Here is a 21,268-nt window from a genome sequence, read left to right on the forward strand (position 1 = left end):
CGATGTTATTTAGCCATATAGAGGCTGTAGGCATCTTCCGCTGTCGCATTTTCATGGATGATGGCATTCAGACCTGCTACTACTTTTGCCGGCTGTGGGTCCTGAGTGATATTGCGACCCACCGCCACGCCTTTTGCACCAACCTGCATGCAGTGATGAACAAATTTAAAATAACCGTCAATCCCGGTTTTCGGCCCGCCCAGCGCCAGCACCGGCACGCCGGCCGCTTCGACGATAAGCCGGTCGTCCTCGGTGCCGGTGAAGCGGGTTTTGATCACGTCAGCCCCCAGTTCAACGGCAATGCGGGCAGAGGCGGCGATAACGGCCGGATTGTTGGAGTCGTCGCTAGTGACGGGATAGCCGTACGGCAGGGATTCCACGATCAGCGGTACGTTCCAGCGGTCGGCGGCCTGCGCCAGCTGCATCGCCATGATATGCGTTTTCTCCTCATTGAACGCGCCGGGAAAAGTCATGCACACCACGCCTTCCGCCGCCACTTTCAGCGCGTCCTCAATGGAAAATACGGGGGTGGTGTCGGGAACGGTATTGTCAAAAATACTCACTGTGCTATCGACGCGTAATACAACGGGGACGCAATTGAAAACTTCACGGAAATTTTTCAACATGCCCCAGGTCACCAGCGCGCAGTCCAGACCGCTGTCGACGAGGGCCGGGAGCTGGTTTATCGTATTATCAATACCATTAGTTTTGGTCGAAAAATAGTAGCCATCCAGCGCCAGAGTGACTGATTTACCATCTTTTGCGAAAATGCGAGAGAGACGACGTTCTTTAGACATTTTTGACTCCTGAGATAGAAAAAAAACAAAAAGGCCCTCAGAGACTTTCGTCTCTGAGGGCCTTCGATTCACTTACCCTTTTGATAATCGTTCAGCTACCCAAACCATTATCAATTAATTTTTTCAGCCTTACGGGTGGGGTTTAAATGGTGTTTAATTTAAATCCGTTCCCTTGCTTGAATTAATTACTAGCATGTCTGAGTTCTTTCTGTCTAGCCATTGTTGATAAACTGAGATGCCTGTCACAAATCCGGGTTGAGTTTAAACTTATCGGTACTGGTGAATGGGTTGTTGTACTGTTCTTCGCCAGCGATATTTATGATGAGAGCCTGCTGGAGGAAACTTTCAGGGGATATATTTACACCGGGAAATGTTTACCTGATTCATCATTCGGCTATTCCTTCATTTTTTTCTACTGAACTCAGATTGAAAACGATCCCTGTGCGCTGTTTCTGTTGGTCGACGCCGTGTTTTATCCTGGGGTCTGCGATGATTCGTCAATGGTCAGGAGAAAAGTCTTAAACAGATTATTTTAAAACCACGACAGATCATCCTCTCAGTTGCCTTTTACTGAATGTGATGACGATTATTCTTATTTTTGACAGCAATAGACAGCTGCCTGTCGGGAATTTATACTTCGCCGCATTGAAATTTCAATATACATTTAGCTCGGCGTTTGTCGAATGTCTTCAGCGCTGCAGCGTCGTTTTAATAGCCCGTAATGAATCTTATTTTGCTCTCGGGGCAAAATATCTCTGTGGCGGCAACGCCAAAGCACTACATCTGGAAATGTTTATTAAGGATATATAATGAAAAAGTCTCTTCTGGCAGCATGCGCGACGTCCATTCTTTTTTGCTCCGGCGCCATGGCTGCGGACGTAACGGCTTCCGCAACGGCAAGCTGGGATGCTTCTGCAACAAAAGATACCACCAGCCTGTTGGTCGTTACGCCGCTGCGTTCCGTCTCTTTTGAATATGCCGAAGGTCTGAAAGCGTTTAATTCACAGGATGGGGCGTTTGATATTACCATTCAGGGGCAGGAGAACGCGTCCGATTTCGTTTTAACCTCTCAACTGGTGACCAACACGCTGACCCGCGCTACGGATAACTCAACGCTGGAAATTGGCGTGGCATGGAACGGTGAGAAGCTGTCCAAATCCACGCCGGTGAAAATGATGGATATTAGCAATAATATTACCGCAGGCCTGGAAGCGCTGATCGCGGGATATGCTGATAAAGATAACCGCACCAGCACGCAGAGCGCCTTCCTGTTTACCGTCGATTCCGCTACCTCAAATGGTACCACCGCGACGCCTTTCGCTTCCCTTGCCGACGGCTACTGGAGCGGCGATGTGAAGGTGCAGTTTACCGCCGAGTGGACGCTGTCTCAGAGCTAATATCGCCTTTAAATATGCCAATAAGGAGGGGTAGCCCTCCTTTATTTTAATGATGAAAAAATTATACCCATTTTTATTTCTGCCGCTGTTAATCAGCGCTAGCGCGGCGGCGATTGGCGTTGGGGAAGTGACCTCCATTATGTTCGCCAATGACCAGATGCTGGCGAAAGAGATCGATAACGCCAGCGACTCGGCGCGATTTGTTAGCGTCAGCGCCCACCGCCTCTCTACGCCGATGGCAGGGGGCAAAATTATTCCGATGGAACAGCCCGGCGAGTTGCTTTCTACCCCGGCAAACGTGATTCTTCCCGCCGGCGCCAGAGAACATTTCCGCTTTATTTATCATGGTCCTGAAGATGATAAAGAGCGCTATTACCGGCTGTCGTGGCTGGATGAACCGGTGAGCGATCATCAGGCCAGCAGTAATTCACGTCACGGTATGGCGACAACCTCAGCGCAAATTAACACCATTCTGGTGGTGGCGCCGCGCAAGGCGAAATTTAACTATCAGCATCGCGGCGATACGGTGACGAATACCGGCAATGTGACCTTCCGGGTTATTTCCTATGGGCCCTGTAAAGATCCTGAAAAAAACAAAGGCGAGGGCTGCCGTGAACGTTATTACGTGATGCCCGGACTTAGCGCAAAAATAACGCATACGCAGGTCGCGAATAAACAGACGCGAATCGGTATCTGGCACGAAGGTAAATATATTCACGTCAAATAGAGAATTACAGATGTCAGGATGGTTATTCAGAAAAGGAATGCTGCTGCCGGGAATATGTCTCGTCTGTACCGTCGATGCTTCAGCCAACGAAAGCGCGGGCAGAGCGACGCTGCTGCGGGTGGGGGATTATGTTATTCCGCCCGTTTTTGCTGATGCGCTTAAGCAGGGGATGCGGGTACCGGTTTTTATCCGCTACAAAGAGGCGGAGCTGCCGTCGCGCAGTCGGCAAAAAATCGCCGATGCGCTGATTGCGACCAAGGACGGGGCGCTGACGATCCGCGAACTGACGCTGCTCTCCACGCCGGATAACCTGTCGCTATCTGCGCCAGTAGAGGAGATTGTCAATGGTCTGCAGGACCAACAATTTTCTGCGGATATGACGCTGCGTCTCTCCGGCGCGGCGCAGATCACTTTCGACGTCCGGGCATTTTACCTTGAAATGATCGTCGATCGCAGCGCGCTGGCGGCGACGACGCTTGCCAGGCACAGCGTTTTGGGCGACTCAACCGCCGGTGCGCCGTCGAACGTGCTCAATTATACCTTTGGTACTTATCATCACGACGGCACCAGCAGCTACCTGACGCTGGATAACACCGCGGCATTTCGCGAGCACCACGTGAATATCAACGGCTCTTTCTACGGTATCGGCTCTGGCGACAGCAGCGGTAACCTCTACCGGGCGATGTATGAGCGCGATATGGCAGGCCAACGCCTGGCGTTGGGAATGGTCGATACCTGGAATCTACAATCCATCGCCAGCATGAGCGCGCTGAATTCCAGCCGCATCTACGGCGTGAGCTATGGCAATAAAAGCAACTCGCGCCTTGAAGATACCGCCCTGTCCCTGACGCCGATTACCGTCTTTTTACCGGCGGCGGGCGAAGTGCATATTCTGCGCGATGGCAAATTACTGAGCATTCAGAACTTTGCGATGGGCAGCTACGAAGTCAATACCGCAACGCTGCCGTTCGGCATATATCAGGTTGAGGTGCAGGTTGTGATCAACGGCAAAGTGGCCAGCAGCCGCACGGAACAGATTAACAAAACCTACGCCCGTCGCTCGAGCGTCACCGAGCGCTGGTCGTGGCAAGTATTCGGCGGAATGCTCGAATACCATAAAACCGACTATCGACCACAACATGCCCGGCGCGAGGGGAAGCAGGAAACCTGGCTTAGCGGCGGCGCGGCGGCGGTCACGCTGCCCTGGCTCGCCGGGACTGGGTTTAAAACCACGCTATACGGTTTCGACAGCAACGCCGTAAACGAAAGCGAAGTGGATGTGATGTTCAACGAACGTCTGCGGGTTAATCAACAGGTTTTGCTGGCCAACGACGGCAGCAGGAAAAGCATCACCACCCTCAATCTGAGTCTGCCTGCGGGCTATGGTTCACTTTGGGGTTCGCGAGAATTTACGCATATTGGCAATCACTTACCGCTGCGCAAAGGGGATTACTTTACCTGGGGGACAACGCTGCCGCTGCAATCGCTGACGCCCTACCTCGGCACATTGACCTTCAGCCGTACGGAAAACTACAGTAATAAAACGCGTTATAACAACCTTGATTACTCGCAGACGCTGGCGTCGGGGCGCTACGGTACCGTTACCCTGAGAACCGGGGTGCAGAATTACCACTATCAGCGCAACCAGGACACCACGCGGGATAAATACATTAACCTCGATTTTTCGTTGCCGCTGGCGGCGTGGTTCAGCGCCGGGGTTTCCAGCGAAAACGGCAATATGCTGGCGAATATGGCGCTCAGAAAACGCTTCGCCGATAGCGCCATCACTCAGGCGGGCATCTCAGCTTCCCGGCGGTTAAAAAGCAAAGAGAGCGAGAGCTACCGCAGCGATAAACGGGCGATCAATGGTTTTGCCAGCTACGACACTAAATACAGCAGCGGCACGCTATCCGCCACCCATGCTTCGGATAACAGTACCAACCTCAATTTCAGTACCCTGGGCAGCGTCGCCTGGGCCGGAAAAGATGTTGTTCCGGCCAAAGGAAGCCATACATCGGGGGTGCTGATCCATACCGATTTCCGCGACAACGCCACTATGACTGCCAAAATTAACGGCCAGCATTACCCGCTCAGCGGCCAGAAAAACTTTATTCCGCTGCCCGCCTATGGGCGCTACAGCGTGGAGCTGATGAATGACAAACGCAGCGCCGATAGCGTGGATATCGTCAGCGGCAGAAGCCATCAGGCGGTGCTGTATCCCGGTAATGTGGACGTTATTCGTCCAGAGATAAAACAGCTGGTTACGGTGTTTGGCCGCATTCGGCGCGATAACGGCACCGTCGCCGCCCACCTCGATATTCATAATCACATCGGCAAAGGGCGCACCGATGGACAGGGAGAATTCGCCATGGATGTTGATAAACGCTATCCGACCATCACTCTGGTCGAAAAAAACGGACAGCGCTGCGAGCTGGAGCTGAATCTGCAGGAAGCGCGCGGCGCGGTGTGGATGGGGGACCTGCAGTGCGAGGCGCAGATGCGTATGGCGGTACAGGGGGAGGGGCAGCGTGACACCTGGTAAACTGATTTGCGGCCTGGCGCTGGGCGCTTGCCTGGCGACCACGTCATTCCAGAGCCTGGCGGTGAAAGCCAGCAGCAGCGGCTCGGGGAAAAATGACTATATGTTTATTGAAAACCATGTCGATAACGAATATTTCGTTACCCCCGGCAGCCTGGACCCGCGCTTTTCCGGCGCAAACGTCTGGACCCGCTACTCGACGAAGCAGCGCAGTCTGGGCTATATGGGCTACGTCAGCTGGAGCTATCGATCCTACTACTACGATATGTGGTTGTCGGACTCGCCGGTGAATTCACCGTTTATCGGCATTCGCTGTATGACCACCGGCGCCGACTGCCCGTCGCAGGGCTATATTTCCGGCGAGGTCATTGATAGTGAAGGTTTTTATCATACGATGTCCGGAAGCTCTTTGAACAATGGCGGCACCGGCTACGCCACGTTCTCCCCGGCAATGTATGAATATCTGCGCAACCGTCAGCCTGGCGAGAGCGATGCCTTTGTGCTCAATCTTTGTTACACCAAAACTAATTACGATGCGGCATCCGGCCAGCGCTGTCGGGATCTCGCCTCGGGCGCGACGTGGCGTTATTACACCATCAATGCCACTAAAGTCGGGCATTTAACGCTGAACAGCACCGGCGCGCTGGCGGAAATCTGGATTGCCAGCGACGGCACGCCCAGCGTCAATATCGGTAGCGAGCACTGCGAGGTCAGTATCGTCGGCGGCGAAAGTGGGATGACCTGTAAAATGGTGTCGTATCGCTATCGTCAAACCAAGCGGGTGACCTCTTCTCTGTCATTTGAAATGGTGGTCGATACCGCCAGGCTGGGCTTTAGTCCGGCGTCTAAAACCATCAAATATAGCGGCAATGGATCCACCTGGTATAACTGGAGCGCTTCAACTACCTATAGCAACGTCTTTACCCCCGAAGGCCAGTACGTTTATGTGTTCCTCTCGAAAACCTTTTTCCAGAACCTGATCCAGCGCGGAATTAGCATTACCAATAACGACGATTTGTTTACCTTCTTCTTTGATAACAGTAACACCGCGCAGTCCGGGTTTTATCAGTTTACGGCGTCGAGTATGATCAATATTCTGCCGAAAGAGTATGGGATCAGTATTGTGTCCACGGACGGCAATGCTGCGCCGAAAGAGTCGGGCAATATCGGCGACCCGACGCCGATCGGCTTTGAATATCAGGTAACCGTCTCCTCCGAGCGTATGGCGGACGCGGTGACGGCTCAGGTGATCGGCGAAGGTACCTCTATTGATGGTGTCTCATACTGCCTGTTTACGTCGCAAGAGGGCGGCTGGCAGGTGCCGATCCCGGCCTTTCTCTCCTGGACGGCATCCACCGGAGAAACCCGCACCAGCCGCAATAGCTGCATCGATGCGGAGATCGATATGACCGCTGCGCGCTGGACGCAAACGCCGTGGAATGCGGCAATTGATGACGGCTACTATTTCACCACCCGCCTGCAGCTGCTGTTTCCGATGGACGATCCGCGCTCCAGACGCACTCTCGACGGCAGCGACTGGATGGGAACGGTCAACGCGAGCGGCGAGGTCAGAGTGACTGCCAAATGGCTGGGCGTCGAGTGAGAGGCAGATTAATGAAAGCCGCTGCTATGCTGTTGGCCGCGTCGCCGCTGGCGGCGGCAGGGGCGTTTTTTAATGCCGTCGTGTATGAGATGCCCTCCGACCGGGCCTTTATCTCGCAGCCGCTGTATAACGACACGCCGCGCAATAATATGTACTCGATTGCGGCGTGGAAAATTGCCAAACCCGGCGCGGGGAATGAACCGGTTCTGCCTAATCAGGGCGAACTGCTCTACGCCCCGCTGCGCTTCAATTTACCGCCGGGAAGCAGTGAATATTTCCGTCTCTATTACAAAGGCCCTGAAGATAATCAGGAGCGCTATTATCGCGTGGTATTCAAAGAGACGCCGGTGACGCTGATACCTTTCAGGACGACGCCGCAAAAGATGGATGTGCTGCCGGTGGTGGCGATGAGCACTATTCTGGTCGTCAGGCCGCGTCAGCAGCGCCTGGAGTGGCAGATAGATGAACGCCAGGGGGAGATTTACAATAGCGGAAATACGTTTTTTCGGGTGATTGTTCACCAGGGATGCGCGGGGAGTGATGAACGCGCCACGCAGCTGTATCTGCTGCCGGGCGAACGCTATCGCGACGCGGCTCTGGCAGGGAAAAACAGAAAATTCGTGGTGGCCAATCAGCGCTACTTTCCGTTGGGGAAGGCGTGCCCTGATGCTATTCAGTGAGCAACAGGGATTCGACCATCAGCTGCGCCAGCAGCAGCAGCAGGGCAATCAGCGCCAGCCATTTCGCGGGACGAAGCTTATGCTCCGGAATAGAGGTATTACGTAAGCGCACGAGCCATGGAGTATTTTTCATTATTGACGTCCTGTCCCTGATGTCTGTCAGCGAGATCGGCAGAAAATAGATCACGATCTAATTGTCTGATATTAATGGATTAGTAGGTAATAACCCATGATTAAATGAAGCTGGTTTAGCTTTCATTCAATAATTGGGACATAAATCATATCCACAATAAATAAAGATGATGGTCCATCCATAAACGCTATTTTCAGACCATCATCCGGTCGCCTGCGGTTTACAAGGGTTGGCGTCCTCCGTCTTCAGAGCTCATGGTCCCACGGCGGGTTAGCTCCCGGCCTGGAGACCGTCACCGCGGCGGCGCGCATACCGAGATCGACCGCGCGGCGCACCTGTTCTCGTGACAGTGTCACTAATTTAGGCTTCTCAAGGAGTCCGGCCTGCGAAAGGCTGGCGAGAATACCGGCATTGACCGTATCCCCGGCGCCGACGGTATCGGCAACCGTTACGCGAATCCCTGGAACATGAAGATGGAAATTAGCGGTCCAGGCATCGGCGCCGTCAGCCCCGCGGGTGACCACGATAAGCTTTGGTCCCAGAGCAAGCCAACGGCGTATGACCGCGTGTTCTTCGCCGGGTTCGGCAAACCACGCGAGGTCCTCATCGGAAAGCTTGACGATATCCGCCAGAGCAATCATCCGCATCATGCGCGCCAGGTGTTTCTGCCGGTCCTGGATGAAGATTTCACGAATATTGGGGTCGAGGAACATCACCCGGCGCGGCGCCTCTCTTACCATCAGCGCTTCATAAACGCTGCCGCACGGTTCGGCTATCAGGCTGATGCAGCCGAACAGGACGGCAGATACGTCATCACCGAGCGTCGGCAGGTCGCTTTCAGTCAGCATTCTGCCGGCGCTATTCTCATCGTAAAAGGTATAGCGCGCCTGTCCGCCTTCCAGCCTGACAAAGGCCAGCGTGGTCGGTAGCGGCGCGCGGGTTGAGGGCGAATAATCCACGCCGGAAGCGTCAAGCGTGTGGCGCAGCTTGTCACCCATAAAATCGTCCGATAAACCGGAAAACAGCGCGACCGCCATCCCCTGGCGCCCCAGGGCAATGGCGGTATTGAACGCCGCGCCGCCGACGCAGGGCGTAAAGGCGGGAGCATTTTCACGGCTCCGGCAGGGCAGCATATCGATCAGGGCTTCTCCGCAGCAAAGGATCATGGCTTTTCCTCCCGGCTCACCGCGACCTGCGGCGGCGTTTCCAGGTTGTCGGCTACCTGCATCCAGTTGTCAGCGAATATCCCGCAGGCGGTCTTGATATCGACCCCGACCGGGAGCTCCGGACACTCGTTTTCCCCGTTGCTGCCCCAGTTCACCCAACCGGACTGACGGCGCTGGACTATCTGAAACGCGCCGGAGGGGCGGGAGGTCCACCAGATCATCGCCCGGCCGCTCGCTGAATCGTACTCGACGGTTTTACTGGCTGGTCCCGGGAACACGGTTTCATCCGGCACGGCGGAAACGTTGACGGGAGAATCAGTCAGGCGCCATTCCCGTTCATTCAGGTCGGCGCGAACGTGCGCCCGGGCGCGCACAACGCCAAGCCTTTCGCGGATTTCAGCTTCATCCAGCACGTTTTCCCAGCGGCAGAACATTCGCCAGTAAAGATCCCAGTGAGCGGAGGCCATATCGGCGAGCTGTTCGCGGAATTCGGCAAATTTCGGGCTCTGGTTTTCAGAGGTGGTAACGGTATGAGCCACCATGGCGACCAGCTCTTCGGCGTAGGGGTCGCCTGCGCGATAGCGGGTACCGCCGTAGGCCGCGAAGCGGTCAAACAGCAGTTTTCCCGGACCGCTTTCAAACTCGTCGCCGACGGTGATCTTGTTGGTCACCGAACGCCCGTTGATGACCGTCGAAAAGTCATCCACCCCGTAGCGCCGCTGAAACCACGGGGTATTCCAGCTGAACTTCCAGTCGATGGTGAAGTGCTTACCGCGTAGCTCCGCTAATAACCCATCGGGGATCGTGCCGTGCATGCGATAGTGATGATAGACCGGGCCTTCCTCAACAATTTCAATATCAACGAGGGTATGTTCCGGCGGGTTAATCAGCCCATTTTCCGGGGTAAAGAACGGACCGTAAAAACCGCCGATGGCGTTATTCCCGGAAGGAAGCAGCTCGACATTGTCCTGCAGACAGCGAAAATGGCGCAGCCCCCACTTGGATGAACCCACGCCCTGGGCGGTTCCCCGACACATTTCCAGATCGAAGCAGCCGGTATTGAGGCGGACAAAACAGTCTTTCTCCCGGCCAGGCAGGCGGTGGATACCAGCGACTTCACCGACTTCAGCCGCCGTTAGCGGCCGGTCAAGCCGCATCCGGAGCGTGCCGCTGAAGCTTACCGTAGCGATAAAGGCGGTACTGTTTTGCGTCGACTCATGAGTGAGGCGCTGGCAAAGGATCCGCTGGTCCTCGCTGGTGATTGCCCACCACAGGGGCTCCTGCAGTTTCTCCGGGAGAGTAAACGTAATCGGTTCGCGATCCCGGGTACCGTTCATCGGGTCCGTCAGCGTAATGTGATATGTCATGGGCGTAGACTCCATTAAAATTTAAGCATGCGAAGACCCGCCGCCAGCGCGGCGGATAAACAAAGCGTCAGGGAAAGCTAGCGGGTACGGGCGATCTCTTTTTTCCGCCAGAAGGTAAACAGTTCCGGATGCTGCTTCAGTCCGTCAATCGCCACGGCAAGAATGATGACGATGCCTTTAATCAATAGCTGGGTGAAAAAGGGGATGCTCAGCAGAATCAGGCCGGTGCTGAGCACGCCGAGAATTATCGATCCAATCAGGGTGCCGATAATTCGCCCGCGTCCTCCGGCGAGGCTGGTGCCGCCCAGCACTACCGCCGCAATGGCGTCCAGTTCATATCCCGTACCCGCCGTAGGCTGGGCGGAAATGACCCGGGCGGCGAAGATAATGCCCGCCAGACCCGCGCAGACGCCGGCAATCATATAAACCGCCGCCAGTACGCGTTTTACCCGGACGCCGGCCAGGCGCGCGGCCTGGGCGTTGCCGCCGACGGCATAGATATGACGACCGAACCGCGTGCGCTCAAGAATGAACCACGCCAGCAGATAAACCACCAGCATAATAATGACCGGAACAGGGATGCCGGCGAGATAGCCATTCCCCAGCTCGCGGAAGCTCAGGCTACTCGATACAATAGGTTGCCCTTCGGTAATGGTGTAGGCCATCCCGCGCAGGAAGGTCATTGTGCCGAGAGTGACGATAAAGGGCGCAAGAGCGAGATAGGCGGTGAGCACGCCGTTCAGCAGACCGCAGAGCGCGCCCACGCCCACGCCGGCCAGAATCGCCAGCGGCGCAGGGATCCCGGCCATCGCCGCAACCACCGAGATCACGCCGGAGACGGCGACGATAGACCCGACGGACAAATCAATTCCGCTGGTTAAAATGACGAAAGTCATGCCCGCCGCCAGAATAGCGTTGACGGAAATCGAGCGGGCGATATTCAGCAGATTATCGACGCGGTTAAAGTTTGGCGCAAAGGTCGACATCAGGATCAGCAGCACCAGCAGAACGATTAAGATCCCCACCCGATCCCACCATTTCGCAAAATCAAACGGCGCTTTGACCGGCAGTTCCGTCACAGGTTTATTGTTGTCCATGGCATTCTCCGGATTGACTGGTAAAGGTTCCTGTTGCGTGCAGCATCACTTCTTCTTCCGTTGCTGAATATGAGGGTAACTGGTGAACGATTCGGCCGCCGCGCATAACCAGCACGCGGTCGCTGATGCCGATGGCCTCCGGTAAATCGGAGGAGATCACCAGAATGGCTTTCCCGGCGCGGGCGAGTTTGTCGATCAGTTCGTAAATTTCCCTTTTGGCGCCGATATCCACGCCGCGGGTCGGTTCATCGAGGATAAGCAGCCTCGAATCGCGCAGCAGCCAGCGCGCCAGCGCCGCTTTCTGCTGGTTTCCGCCGGACAGGGCGCTGACGGGCAGTTCGACCGCATTTTCCCGCAGCCGTAACCGGCGCATCTGCTCAAGGACGGCGGCGCGGATGGTTTTGCGTTTAACCACGCCGCTGGCGACAAAGTTCTCCAGCGAGCTGATATCAATGTTGTGCTCAACCGAATGACCCAGAAACAGGCCCTGGGTTTTGCGGTCCTCGGTCACCATCCCGATTCCGTCGGCGATGGCGGCGGTGGGATCTGACGGATGGCTTACCTTGCCGTTAATACGTACGCTTCCCTGGGTGCGGGGGTCGGCGCCGAATAACAGGCGGGCCACTTCGGTTCGGCCAGAGCCAACCAGCCCGGACATGCTGACGACTTCGCCCGCTTTGACCTCAAAGGAGACCGGGCCGGTTGCGCTACCCGCCAGGTCCGCGACCTCCAGCAGTACTTTGCCGGGCGTACGCGGTTCGTGCTGATAGAGATCGACGATTTGCCGGCCGACCATCATGCGTACGATATCGGTGGTCGAGACGCTGCTCAGGGTTTCCGTGCCGATCCACGTACCGTCCCTGAACACCGTGACCCGGTTTGCCAGCTGCCATACCTCTTCCATGCGGTGCGAGATGTAGACCATCCCGACCCCATCCTGACGCATCTGCTCGATCAGCCGGTAAAGCTGGAGGGTCTCCGCCCGCGACAGGGCGGCGGTCGGCTCATCAAGCACCAGTACTTTTGCGTTTTCACTGACGGCGCGGGCGATCTCGACCATTTGCTGACGTCCGATGCTCAACGAGCCGAGCGGCGCCTGCGGGTCGATGTCCGCGTTAATCCGGTCCAGCTTCTCCCGTGCCTCCCGGAGCATCCGTTTGCGATCGAGAATACCGGCGAAAGAGGTCGGTTCCTGGCCGAGAAACAGATTTTCCGCCACCGTCATATCGGGAACCGTATTCAGCTCCTGATGGATGATGGCGATGCCATATTTGCGCGCATCTCTTGGCGTGCGAATATCAATCTCCTGCCCGTTGATATAGATCGCGCCGCTATCGCGCTGCTCGTTTCCGGAGAGGATCTTCATCAGCGTGGATTTACCCGCGCCGTTTTCCCCCATCAGGGCATGGACCTCTCCGGCGAATAAATCAAAGCGTACGTTGTTCAGCGCGAGGGTCGCGCCGTAGCGTTTTGAAATCCCTTCCAGCCTGAGCAAGGGGGGTGAAGTGATGTCGGCCATTGTCTTTGCCCTCCGGGATGAACCCAATCGTCATCCCGTTTTTGCCTCTTGAGTGATGATGTGATTACCAGCCCGGATAGCTATCTACGTTGTCGCGCGTGACCAGCACGCTGGGGATCAATACGGTCGGGGACGCAATAGGCTTGCCGTCAACCATATCCTGAGCAAGCGAGATGGCCTGGCGCACCATTTCGCCCGGGTTTTGCGTGGCGGTGCCGATAAACGGTGAGCCGCTGCGCTTGAGTTCTTCAACCGCTTCCGGGCTGCCGTCTACGCCGGTGACTTTAATCGCACCGGCTTTGCCGGCCTGCTCAACGGCCAGCACCGCGCCGAGCGCCGAAGGATCGTTCATACCGAAAATACCGGAGACATCCGGATTGGCGGTGAGCATATCGGTGGTGACCATCAGTCCTGAAGCGCGGTCGTTGCGCGACGCCTGCTGCCCGACGATTTTGATATCCGGATATTTTTGCGCGACGTTTTTACAGCCTTTGATGCGGTCAATAATGGTTTGAATCGGCGTGCCGTCCACCAGCAGCACTTTGCCTTTGCCGCCCATCTGGCTGAACAGATATTCGCAGGAGGTTTCGCCGGCCTGGATGGCATTGGTCATGATCGCCGCGTCAGCGCCCCTGGCGGGCGTATCGACCGCGATAACGATAATTCCGGCGGCTTTTGCCCGCTGAATGGCCGGCTCGATGCCGGACTCATCGACGGCGGAAATAATGATCAGATCCACTTTCTGCTGAATAAAGGCGTCAATCTGCGTGTTCTGGTTTGCCAGATCGACCTGCGCATCTTGTACGTTAAGGGTTGCGCCGATTTTTGCCGCGGCCTGCTTTGCGTTCCTTTCCATTGCCGAGAAGAAGGGGTTGGACATGTCCTGCACCATTAAGCCGATGTGGGATATTTTTTTGCCCTCCTGCGGCGCGGCGCTGGCGGCGGGGATAAATCCTGTCATGGTGGTGATTACCGCAGTAACCGCGACAGCCAGAAATGCTTTACGAAGTTTGGTCATATTCTGTTCCTTTCATTATCGTGTGGTATGACGTACGGCCAGGTGTGGGGAAGCCTCAGAAATAATCCCCTGATGTTGTTTTTTTACTGGCGGCCGATTATTCAGCCGTTATTTAAATCATCAAAATGATTAGAGAGGGCTGGCAAACGCGTTGCGAACGCTTTGCCGCTGTTATCCTGCGGCGCCTTAGCGGGCCTGGAAAACCGCGACAGCCGTTTTTCAGGCCCGCGCGCGAAGCGGCGTCGGGCAAGTCCGTTCGGGCGAAACGTTGTCAGCAATCTCTATAATGTCTTTTAATTGTTATGCGTTTTTTTACAGCCGCAGGACTGGCGAATAACCAGCTCGGCGGGAACTTTACGTTGAGTGTTGATTTCTCCTTTCCCTTCCGGGTTAATTAACTGGATAAGCATTTCAGCCGACTGTCTGCCAATCTCTTCGCTATTTTCATTGAGCACCGTCAGCGGCGGATTTAATAGCGGCGCCCAGTCGAATTCGTCGTAGGCAATCAGGGCCATATCCTCTGGAATGGCTATCTGGCGCTGCTGGAGCTGTTTGAGCGAACCCAGCAGAATAGGGTTGTTACCGGCAATAAGGGCATCCGGCAGCGCTTTCTGGTGGTCGAGGTACTGGCTCAGTTTGTCAGCAGCCGACTGCGCGTCGTTTTCCGTTTCGACAACTTCAAGCGTAGCGCCGGACCGCTCGGCGGCCTCGCGTATCCCGCGCTCGCGTTCAAAACGCGTGGTCCAGCGGTCCGGGTAGATAAGGAGCAGCCAGTTTTTATAGCCGTGCTGCGCCAGATGGTTTCCCACCAGCAGGCTGGCATGGTAATTGTCGGTTGTGACGCTGGGAAAGTTGTGCTCGCCGCGGGGCGGAGAATCAACGAAGACGACCGGGATATCCCATTTCGCCAGCAGAGTCAGGCTTTCCGGCTGCAGCGTCACGGTCGAAATGATCCCGGCCATCCGTGACTCGATCAGGCGGTTAATCATCCGATCTTCCTGCGCGCGGTCGTAGATGCCGTTGACCGCAATATCGCCAAGCACCACGGTCCACTGCGAAGGCTGCAGCATCTGCTGAATGCCGGACATCAGGTTGAGATAGTAAGAGTTCGACGCATGGGCGGTGATCACCGCCACCGAGTCTCTGCTCGAACGGCGTAGCGCCTGGGCCGCGCGGTTGGGTACGTAGCCGAGCTCTCGCGCCACTTTTAAAATCAGCTCCCGGCTGTCGTCAGCGACGCCATCGCCACCGTTTAGCGCGCGCGAAACGGTAAACATGGAAAATCCCGTCGCTTCGCTCACATCCCGCATCGTTGCTTTACGCATTTTTTGCTCTCTGCTTTTAAGAAATTACCTGCGATATAAACGGTTATTGTCTGTACCTAAACGTTTATGTGAGTAAACATAAACGTTTAGGTTTGTTTGATCAGTGAGCCGCTTCTCGTTTTGTGAACAGAAGGTAAATAACGTTGTTTGTGAATGATTTCTATGAATTTATTGATTTAATGCATATTTGACCCGCCAGCCGCTTTGGTATTCTTGGCCTCTTCATTAGCGGTCAGACAGGGTAGTCGCGTTGGAAATCTTTTTTTAACCCACTGAAAAGTATTCTCTAAATATTTTTCACATTGCAAATATCACGGTCCGTTATCGACGGATCCGCTTTTGTATGGGTTAAAAAAAAGGTTCACCATGAAAGTCACATGGAACGTCAGCCCTGCGGGCTACCAGCTGCTAAGCAAACGCTGTCCCGCCTGCCATGGGCAGCAGAAATTCACGCCATCCGGAGCCTTCCGGATCAATTCGCAAAAAAAACAGCTCGATGTCTGGAGTATCTATAAGTGCGTCCGCTGCGCATACACCTGGAACATCAGCCTGTTCTCTCGTTTACCCGTCAGTAAAATAGATCCACACCTCTATGAGCGACTCATGGCAAACGATAAATCTGCTGCAGAGGACTACTCTCACGATTTGCAGGTTCTGCGGCGCAATAGCGCGTTGTTAGCGGGTTCGCCTGAATTCGTCGTACGGGAAGGCTGGCGAATCAGCCTTGTCCGTGCTGCTCAGGTCAGCGTCAACGTCTACGTCGAGCGCGCTTTTCAGGTCAGCTTACTGGCGGTGCTACGTAGACAGCTCGGCCTTAGCGGCAGCGCGATCCGCAAATGTCTGGCGGCGGGCGATATCGCCGGAATTACGCTGAAAGAGCTACGTTCGCCGAGGATACGGCCGGAAGGATACAGGCTTTATATCGTGAAGGAACTTCTTCTGGCGCGCAGGCGAATTTCATTAAATACCGGCTCAGATCTCAGGAGATGATAGCCCGTTTCCCCGGATAGATTGCTATCCGGGGAGCTGACTCGCAAAAATGGAGCACGGTTGTCCACGGTGGAAAAATAACCTTGCCTTTCTTACTGTGCATTTATACAGTTTCTGGCGACGGCGCGGCGACCAGTGTCGATCGACTCGCCGGATATTGCGACGGCAAATTCTGTTTAAAAAAGGAGAAATCCCTGTCTATGGATACGCGTAAAGAAGTGCTGTTTGTCCTCATCCAGGAGTATGCCGACTGGGAGTTTTCGCTGCTGGCGCCCGGCCTGCGCCGGGGGTTTGGCGTATGGGAGCCGCGCTACGAAGTCAGGACCGTGGCTGCGGATGAGGGGCCCGTGAGGTCAATTGGCGGGGTGCGCTGTCTGCCGGATTATACCTTCCAGACGATACCTGATGACTACGCTGCTCTGGTGCTGGTGGGAGGAATGAACTGGTGGGGAGAGGAGGCTCAGCGGGTTGTGCCTCTGGTTCAGCAAGCGCAGGCGCGGCAGATCGTCGTCGGCGCAATATGCGATGCTTCGGCATTCCTCGGCGCACACGGTTTTCTTAATGATGTTGACCATACCTCCAACGGCCTGGCATACCTGCAGAGCAGGGCGGGGTCAGCCTATCGCGGCGCCTCACGGTACAAAAACGTGCCATCGGTGCGCGACGGCAACCTGGTCACCGCCAACGGCGTTGGTTTTCTGGATTTTACCTGCAATATGCTGTCTGCCTTAAACGCGGCCCGCCAGGAAGAGATCGAAGCCATGAGGGCGACCTTTACGTCGGGAATGTTTACCGAGGGCTGATGCGGACAAAGCCGCATTCTGCATCGTAGTGGGCTGCGGTCGTCTCATCAGGCTAACCGCATCCGGCGCGCCGCTCAGAGACAGACAGGGTTTCGCAATGGACAACCCTGCCTGAATTTGCCGGCCAGCGGCCTCAGTCGGCGTTTGCGTAATAAACAAACGCCAGCTTATTGCCGTCCGGATCTCTGACGTAGGCGCTGTGGAAACCTTCACCGTACTGCGGGCGATGTCCCGGAGCGCCTTCATCGCTTCCTCCCAGACTGAGCGCCAGCTGATGCAGCTGCTGAATATGCTCAACCGAACGTGCGTTCAGAGCCACCATAACGCCGTTGCCGGTTGTTGCCTGCTGCTGATTAAACGGTTGGCCAACGCACAGCCCGATGGTGCTGTTTCCGCTGAATGTCCCCCACGATGCGCCTTGATCGCTTCGGCCGCTTTGCGGCTGCCCCAGCATCTCCATCAAAGGATCGTAAAAACGAATGGCGCGCGGCAGATCGTTAGTGCCGAGCATAATATAGGAAAACATGACGCCTCCTCCTTTTCGCCTGCAAGTTGTTGCCAATCTAGCAGCAAGGTGAGAAGTCATGCAGTCCCGGCAGCCAGAAATCATACCTTCGTCGCGATTATTCAGCGAAAGCGTCCGCCCTGGGGGCTCCCCTCAGCTTAAATCGTGCAAATCTTTATCGTTGGCCGGCAGCAGCGATATTTCGTCGAAATTAACCCGCAGGCCGCTGCGCTGCGGCGTACAGCACATGATGCCCACTTTCGCGGCGCCGGTCGGAAAAGGGCACAGCCGCAGTAGCGGCCACTGGTGGCCATCCGTTGAGTACTGCAGGCGCAGCGCTTCGCCCCGACGGGTCAGGCGCAGCCAGAACACCGCGGGGTTGCCTGGAAAAATGCCGGTGGCCCAGTCTGAAGTTCCCAGCGTCAATACGCTACCGATGGCGGGCGCGCCGTCGTTGTACTCGATACCGGCCTTAAGCCAGTGCCGGGCGTCCTGCATTAACATAATCCCCGCCTGGTCATACAGGGTGCTGAAATCTGCGCGCACCCGCACCTGAAAGGTGAAATCCCCCGCGGCTTCCGTGGCATAGATATGCCCGGAGAAGCGCTCAAACCCGTACCAGGTTTCGCGCCAGAAGTCGGTTTCCTCATCGGTTACGACGCTAAGTGAGCCGTCCTCTTCCGACCATGTTGCGGGTTCGTTAATCCATTGAAATACCTGTTGCATCAGGCCTCCTGTCTTTGCTGAATAAGCGTTAAAAACTGCAGCGTATCTTCGTCTGCCTGCTGCGTAAGGCGCGGATCCCACGCCGGACTGTCAGCGTCGCAAAAGCCGTGCTGCGCATTGAACATCCGGCAGGTCACGGAGGGGACGTTCTCCAGCTGATCTTGCATTACCCGGGGATCGAACGCCGGTTCCTCGCTGGCGAGAATCACCAGCGTCGGGCAGGGCGGCGCAACGTCGCTGTAGTGGCGGATCCGCGAGCCGTAGTGGCAAATCGCGGCGTTGCAGAAACCGCTTCTGGCGGCCAGCCAGGCCAAGGTGGCGCCCACGCTATAGCCGATGAGGATTAGCATGCCATATTTTGTTTTCAGCTCGGCCAGCAGCGACTCAATGGCGGTGGTGTCGAATCCGACGTTATCGTTAAAGTGACGCCAGGCTTGCTCCTGCTGCTCATAGGCGAACGGCGCAGAGTGGGGAAAAAGCGCTGGCGTGTAGACATCGAAGCCGCGGCTGCGCCAGGTCGCGGCGGTTCGCTGAATATGCGCATTAATGCCGTAGATTTCATGCAGCAGGATGATGGCTTTATCACACTCAGGTAACATAAATGCGCCTCGGTCGGATAAAAACAGGATTGTCAGGTGGCCGAATGATGGTGTCTGGGGAAACGGGCTAAATTTTGCAGCACTCAGGCCAGAGCAGCAAGCTCCCTTTTTACGTTACCCTGCATATCCCTTAGCGGCCAGACGATATTGCCGGTGATGGATATTCATCACCACCGGCATTTTGCCGCATTAACCCCACGCTATGTTGGCCTGACGGTGGCTGTTTTCAGGTTGCGGGCGAAAGCCTTCAACTGACAGAGCATCGCCTCCCGATCGTCCTGGTGTTGTTCGATGATTTTCACTATTGCTGAGCCGGAAATAGCCCCGGCGGCTCCCGCTTTCATGGCATCCGCCACCTGTTCCGGGGTTGAAATACCAAACCCCTGAATCGGCGGTGGCGCCTGATAGTCACCAAGCTTAGAGACCAGATGTTCCAGCGGCAGCGCGGCGCGTTTTTCCGCGCCGGTTACGCCCGCGCGCGACAGCAGGTAGGTGTAACCGCGGCCGTGAGCGGCAATGTGTCGCAGCAGCTCATCGTCCGCATTGGGTGGGCAGATAAACACGGGCGCAATATCATGGCGCATCGCGGCCTCGCGGAACGGCGCCGACTCTTCGAACGGGACGTCTGCTACCAGCACAGAATCGACGCCCGCGCGGGCGCAGGTGGCATAAAACGTCTCGATTCCCCGGTTATACACCAGGTTTGCGTACATCAGCAGACCGATGGGCAGCGCCGGATACCTGGCGCGAATGGCGGCCAGCATGTCAAAGCAGCGCGCAGGGGTGACGTTGGCTGCAAACGCGCGCAGGGCGGCATTTTGTATTGTCGGGCCGTCGGCCAGCGGATCGGAGAAGGGAATCCCCAGTTCCAGCGCATCGGCTCCGCCCTCGATCAGCGCATCGATAATTTGCAGCGACAGATCCGGCTGCGGGTCGCCGAGCATCACGAAGGGAATGAACGCGCCTTCTCCCCGAGTTTGCAGTCGCGAAAACATATCGTTATAGCGTTTCATCACATTTCTCCTCGCGCTTGCAGAATGTCGTGCACGGTAAAGATGTCCTTATCGCCGCGGCCGGAAAGGTTCACCACCAGCAGCTGCTCTTGTTGCGGATTGTCGCGCATCATTCTTAAGGCATGCGCGAGGGCGTGGGATGACTCAAGTGCCGGAATAATGCCTTCAGAACGGCTCAGGGTTTTAAATGCCGCCAGCGCTTCATCGTCGGTGACCGAAACGTATTCCGCGCGGCCAATACTGTTCAGATAGGCATGCTGCGGCCCGACGGCCGGGAAATCGAGGCCGGCGGAAATAGAGCAGGACTCTTTGATCTGGCCGTCATCGGTTTGCATCAGCGGCGTTTTCATGCCGAAATAGATGCCGGTCCGCCCGTGTTTCAACGGCGCGCCGTGTTCCCCGGTCTCAATGCCCAGGCCAGCGGGCTCAACGCCAATCAGTCCGACCTGGGGCGTATCGATAAAGTCAGCGAACATGCCGATGGCGTTGGAACCTCCGCCAACGCAGGCGATAACCGCATCCGGCAGGCGCCCCTCTTTTTCGAGGAGCTGCGCTTTGGTCTCTTCGCCGATGATGCGCTGAAATTCGCGTACGATAGTCGGGAAAGGATGCGGGCCAGCGGCGGTGCCCAGCATAAAGTGGGCGGTCTCATAGCTCCCGGACCAGTCGCGCAGCGCTTCATTCGAAGCATCTTTCAGGGTGGCTGAGCCGCTGTGCACCGGGATCACTTCGGCCCCCATCAGGCGCATACGAAAGACGTTTGGCGACTGACGTTCAATATCTTTCGCCCCCATGTAGATACGGCACTTCAGGCCCAGCAGCGCGCTGGCCAGCGCCGAGGCCACGCCGTGCTGACCGGCGCCGGTTTCGGCAATAATTTCGGTTTTGCCCATCCGTTTTGCCAGCAGCGCCTGGCCGAGCACCTGATTAGTCTTATGCGCGCCGCCGTGCAACAGATCTTCACGTTTGAGATACAGGGTAGTGCGCGTACCCTGCGTCAGGTTACGGCAGCGCGTTAGCGCCGTCGGGCGACCGGCGTAGTTTTTCAATAGATGGGTTAATTCCGCCTGAAAGCGCGGATCTTCACGTGCGCTAACAAACGCCTCCTCCAGCTGGCGTAGCGCGGGGATGAGGATCTGCGGAACGTACGTACCGCCGAATTCGCCAAAGTAGGGGTTAAGTAAGGGACTCATTATTGCTCCTTGTTGTATGTGCAGTGTCTGATGATTCGGGGTCTGCCCCCGGAAAGGACGCTGCACATGAA

The 21,268-nt window shown here is 56.1% G+C and carries 20 protein-coding genes; 7 read left to right on the plus strand and 13 right to left on the minus strand.

Annotation, left to right across the window (positions count from 1 at the left end):
* Positions 1–5: 5 nt before the first annotated feature.
* Complete coding sequence (locus tag ABLV75_RS04185) at positions 6–797, minus strand: phospho-2-dehydro-3-deoxyheptonate aldolase (protein WP_004102230.1); 792 nt, start codon at positions 795–797, stop codon at positions 6–8.
* 809 nt (positions 798–1,606) lie between these two features.
* Here ABLV75_RS04185 and ABLV75_RS04190 point away from each other — a divergent pair.
* From ABLV75_RS04190 to ABLV75_RS04210, 5 genes are read left to right on the plus strand one after another with little or no spacing between them, the layout of a single operon-like run.
* Complete coding sequence (locus ABLV75_RS04190) at positions 1,607–2,194, plus strand: common pilus major fimbrillin subunit EcpA (RefSeq protein ID WP_004102228.1); 588 nt, start codon at positions 1,607–1,609, stop codon at positions 2,192–2,194.
* Between the two features lie 49 nt (positions 2,195–2,243).
* Entirely contained in the window at positions 2,244–2,921 is a 678-nt protein-coding gene (locus ABLV75_RS04195; RefSeq protein WP_004102226.1) for a hypothetical protein, read from the plus strand.
* 10 nt (positions 2,922–2,931) lie between these two features.
* Entirely contained in the window at positions 2,932–5,463 is a 2,532-nt protein-coding gene (locus ABLV75_RS04200; protein WP_348854891.1) for a TcfC E-set like domain-containing protein, read from the plus strand.
* A 1-nt stretch (position 5,464) separates the two neighbouring features.
* Positions 5,465–7,063 (plus strand): hypothetical protein, encoded by a 1,599-nt coding sequence (locus ABLV75_RS04205; protein WP_047721058.1) that lies wholly within the window; start codon positions 5,465–5,467, stop codon positions 7,061–7,063.
* A gap of 11 nt (positions 7,064–7,074) precedes the next feature.
* Positions 7,075–7,743: a hypothetical protein gene (locus ABLV75_RS04210; protein WP_004113186.1), complete on the plus strand. Its 669-nt coding sequence runs from the start codon at positions 7,075–7,077 to the stop codon at positions 7,741–7,743.
* Here the strand turns inward: ABLV75_RS04210 and ABLV75_RS04215 are convergent.
* The 7 genes from ABLV75_RS04215 to ABLV75_RS04245 all read right to left on the minus strand — a co-directional run bounded on the left by ABLV75_RS04215 (position 7,733) and on the right by ABLV75_RS04245 (position 15,368).
* Positions 7,733–7,876 carry a hypothetical protein gene (locus tag ABLV75_RS04215; RefSeq protein ID WP_004102219.1) on the minus strand — a complete coding sequence of 48 codons (144 nt, stop codon included), beginning with the start codon at positions 7,874–7,876 and terminating at the stop codon, positions 7,733–7,735. The two genes, ABLV75_RS04210 and ABLV75_RS04215, sit on opposite strands and share 11 nt — an antisense overlap.
* A 245-nt stretch (positions 7,877–8,121) precedes the next feature.
* Positions 8,122–9,042: a carbohydrate kinase gene (locus ABLV75_RS04220; protein ID WP_105890219.1), complete on the minus strand. Its 921-nt coding sequence runs from the start codon at positions 9,040–9,042 to the stop codon at positions 8,122–8,124.
* Entirely contained in the window at positions 9,039–10,409 is a 1,371-nt protein-coding gene (locus ABLV75_RS04225) for a hypothetical protein (RefSeq protein WP_348854892.1), read from the minus strand. Before ABLV75_RS04225 ends, ABLV75_RS04220 begins: the two co-directional genes overlap by 4 nt.
* Before the next feature lie 77 nt (positions 10,410–10,486).
* The gene (locus ABLV75_RS04230; protein WP_348854893.1) at positions 10,487–11,506 is read right to left on the minus strand and encodes a ribose ABC transporter permease; all 1,020 of its coding nucleotides are present in this window, start codon (positions 11,504–11,506) and stop codon (positions 10,487–10,489) included.
* Complete coding sequence (locus tag ABLV75_RS04235) at positions 11,493–13,025, minus strand: sugar ABC transporter ATP-binding protein (protein ID WP_004102210.1); 1,533 nt, start codon at positions 13,023–13,025, stop codon at positions 11,493–11,495. Before ABLV75_RS04235 ends, ABLV75_RS04230 begins: the two co-directional genes overlap by 14 nt.
* Before the next feature lie 64 nt (positions 13,026–13,089).
* A complete protein-coding gene (locus ABLV75_RS04240) occupies positions 13,090–14,043 on the minus strand; it encodes an ABC transporter substrate-binding protein (RefSeq protein ID WP_004102208.1) in 954 nt (317 codons plus the stop codon).
* A gap of 293 nt (positions 14,044–14,336) precedes the next feature.
* Positions 14,337–15,368: a LacI family DNA-binding transcriptional regulator gene (locus tag ABLV75_RS04245; protein ID WP_004113178.1), complete on the minus strand. Its 1,032-nt coding sequence runs from the start codon at positions 15,366–15,368 to the stop codon at positions 14,337–14,339.
* A 366-nt stretch (positions 15,369–15,734) separates the two neighbouring features.
* Between ABLV75_RS04245 and ABLV75_RS04250 the strand changes: the two genes are divergently transcribed.
* Positions 15,735–16,358, plus strand: coding sequence for a DUF1062 domain-containing protein (locus ABLV75_RS04250; protein WP_047719817.1), 624 nt, complete (start codon positions 15,735–15,737; stop codon positions 16,356–16,358).
* Positions 16,359–16,558: 200 nt separating this feature from the next.
* On the plus strand, positions 16,559–17,161 hold the full coding sequence (locus tag ABLV75_RS04255; RefSeq protein ID WP_004102204.1) for a DJ-1/PfpI family protein: 603 nt from the start codon (positions 16,559–16,561) through the stop codon (positions 17,159–17,161).
* A gap of 133 nt (positions 17,162–17,294) precedes the next feature.
* Here the strand turns inward: ABLV75_RS04255 and ABLV75_RS04260 are convergent, their stop codons facing one another.
* The 5 genes from ABLV75_RS04260 to trpB form a co-directional block, all read right to left on the minus strand.
* Positions 17,295–17,687: a VOC family protein gene (locus ABLV75_RS04260; RefSeq protein ID WP_004102202.1), complete on the minus strand. Its 393-nt coding sequence runs from the start codon at positions 17,685–17,687 to the stop codon at positions 17,295–17,297.
* Positions 17,688–17,819: 132 nt separating this feature from the next.
* Positions 17,820–18,392 (minus strand): DUF1349 domain-containing protein, encoded by a 573-nt coding sequence (locus ABLV75_RS04265; RefSeq protein WP_023329735.1) that lies wholly within the window; start codon positions 18,390–18,392, stop codon positions 17,820–17,822.
* Entirely contained in the window at positions 18,392–18,991 is a 600-nt protein-coding gene (locus ABLV75_RS04270) for a dienelactone hydrolase family protein (RefSeq protein WP_017145840.1), read from the minus strand. Before ABLV75_RS04270 ends, ABLV75_RS04265 begins: the two co-directional genes overlap by 1 nt.
* A 200-nt stretch (positions 18,992–19,191) precedes the next feature.
* Positions 19,192–20,004 (minus strand): tryptophan synthase subunit alpha, encoded by an 813-nt coding sequence (trpA, locus tag ABLV75_RS04275; protein ID WP_004102196.1) that lies wholly within the window; start codon positions 20,002–20,004, stop codon positions 19,192–19,194.
* Positions 20,004–21,197, minus strand: a complete 1,194-nt coding sequence (trpB, locus tag ABLV75_RS04280; protein ID WP_023329734.1) for a tryptophan synthase subunit beta — start codon at positions 21,195–21,197, stop codon at positions 20,004–20,006. The genes trpA and trpB overlap by 1 nt, the downstream gene beginning before the upstream one ends.
* Positions 21,198–21,268: the final 71 nt, after the last annotated feature.

Origin of the sequence: Klebsiella sp. CN_Kp066 (genome assembly GCF_040065135.1) — a bacterium.
Lineage (GTDB): Bacteria > Pseudomonadota > Gammaproteobacteria > Enterobacterales > Enterobacteriaceae > Klebsiella > Klebsiella oxytoca.

Excerpts from the sequence above, each read along its gene's own strand:
- ABLV75_RS04200 (WP_348854891.1), top strand. The coding sequence starts at position 2,932 with ATGTCAGGATGGTTATTCAGAAAAGGAATGCTGCTGCCGGGAATATGT.
- ABLV75_RS04225 (WP_348854892.1), bottom strand. The coding sequence starts at position 10,409 with ATGACATATCACATTACGCTGACGGACCCGATGAACGGTACCCGGGAT.
- ABLV75_RS04215 (WP_004102219.1), bottom strand. The coding sequence starts at position 7,876 with ATGAAAAATACTCCATGGCTCGTGCGCTTACGTAATACCTCTATTCCG.
- ABLV75_RS04240 (WP_004102208.1), bottom strand. The coding sequence starts at position 14,043 with ATGACCAAACTTCGTAAAGCATTTCTGGCTGTCGCGGTTACTGCGGTA.
- ABLV75_RS04190 (WP_004102228.1), top strand. The coding sequence starts at position 1,607 with ATGAAAAAGTCTCTTCTGGCAGCATGCGCGACGTCCATTCTTTTTTGC.
- ABLV75_RS04245 (WP_004113178.1), bottom strand. The coding sequence starts at position 15,368 with ATGCGTAAAGCAACGATGCGGGATGTGAGCGAAGCGACGGGATTTTCC.
- ABLV75_RS04185 (WP_004102230.1), bottom strand. The coding sequence starts at position 797 with ATGTCTAAAGAACGTCGTCTCTCTCGCATTTTCGCAAAAGATGGTAAA.
- ABLV75_RS04220 (WP_105890219.1), bottom strand. The coding sequence starts at position 9,042 with ATGATCCTTTGCTGCGGAGAAGCCCTGATCGATATGCTGCCCTGCCGG.
- ABLV75_RS04195 (WP_004102226.1), top strand. The coding sequence starts at position 2,244 with ATGATGAAAAAATTATACCCATTTTTATTTCTGCCGCTGTTAATCAGC.
- ABLV75_RS04250 (WP_047719817.1), top strand. The coding sequence starts at position 15,735 with ATGAAAGTCACATGGAACGTCAGCCCTGCGGGCTACCAGCTGCTAAGC.
- ABLV75_RS04230 (WP_348854893.1), bottom strand. The coding sequence starts at position 11,506 with ATGGACAACAATAAACCTGTGACGGAACTGCCGGTCAAAGCGCCGTTT.
- trpA (WP_004102196.1), bottom strand. The coding sequence starts at position 20,004 with ATGAAACGCTATAACGATATGTTTTCGCGACTGCAAACTCGGGGAGAA.
- ABLV75_RS04260 (WP_004102202.1), bottom strand. The coding sequence starts at position 17,687 with ATGTTTTCCTATATTATGCTCGGCACTAACGATCTGCCGCGCGCCATT.
- ABLV75_RS04270 (WP_017145840.1), bottom strand. The coding sequence starts at position 18,991 with ATGTTACCTGAGTGTGATAAAGCCATCATCCTGCTGCATGAAATCTAC.
- ABLV75_RS04235 (WP_004102210.1), bottom strand. The coding sequence starts at position 13,025 with ATGGCCGACATCACTTCACCCCCCTTGCTCAGGCTGGAAGGGATTTCA.
- ABLV75_RS04210 (WP_004113186.1), top strand. The coding sequence starts at position 7,075 with ATGAAAGCCGCTGCTATGCTGTTGGCCGCGTCGCCGCTGGCGGCGGCA.
- ABLV75_RS04255 (WP_004102204.1), top strand. The coding sequence starts at position 16,559 with ATGGATACGCGTAAAGAAGTGCTGTTTGTCCTCATCCAGGAGTATGCC.
- trpB (WP_023329734.1), bottom strand. The coding sequence starts at position 21,197 with ATGAGTCCCTTACTTAACCCCTACTTTGGCGAATTCGGCGGTACGTAC.
- ABLV75_RS04265 (WP_023329735.1), bottom strand. The coding sequence starts at position 18,392 with ATGCAACAGGTATTTCAATGGATTAACGAACCCGCAACATGGTCGGAA.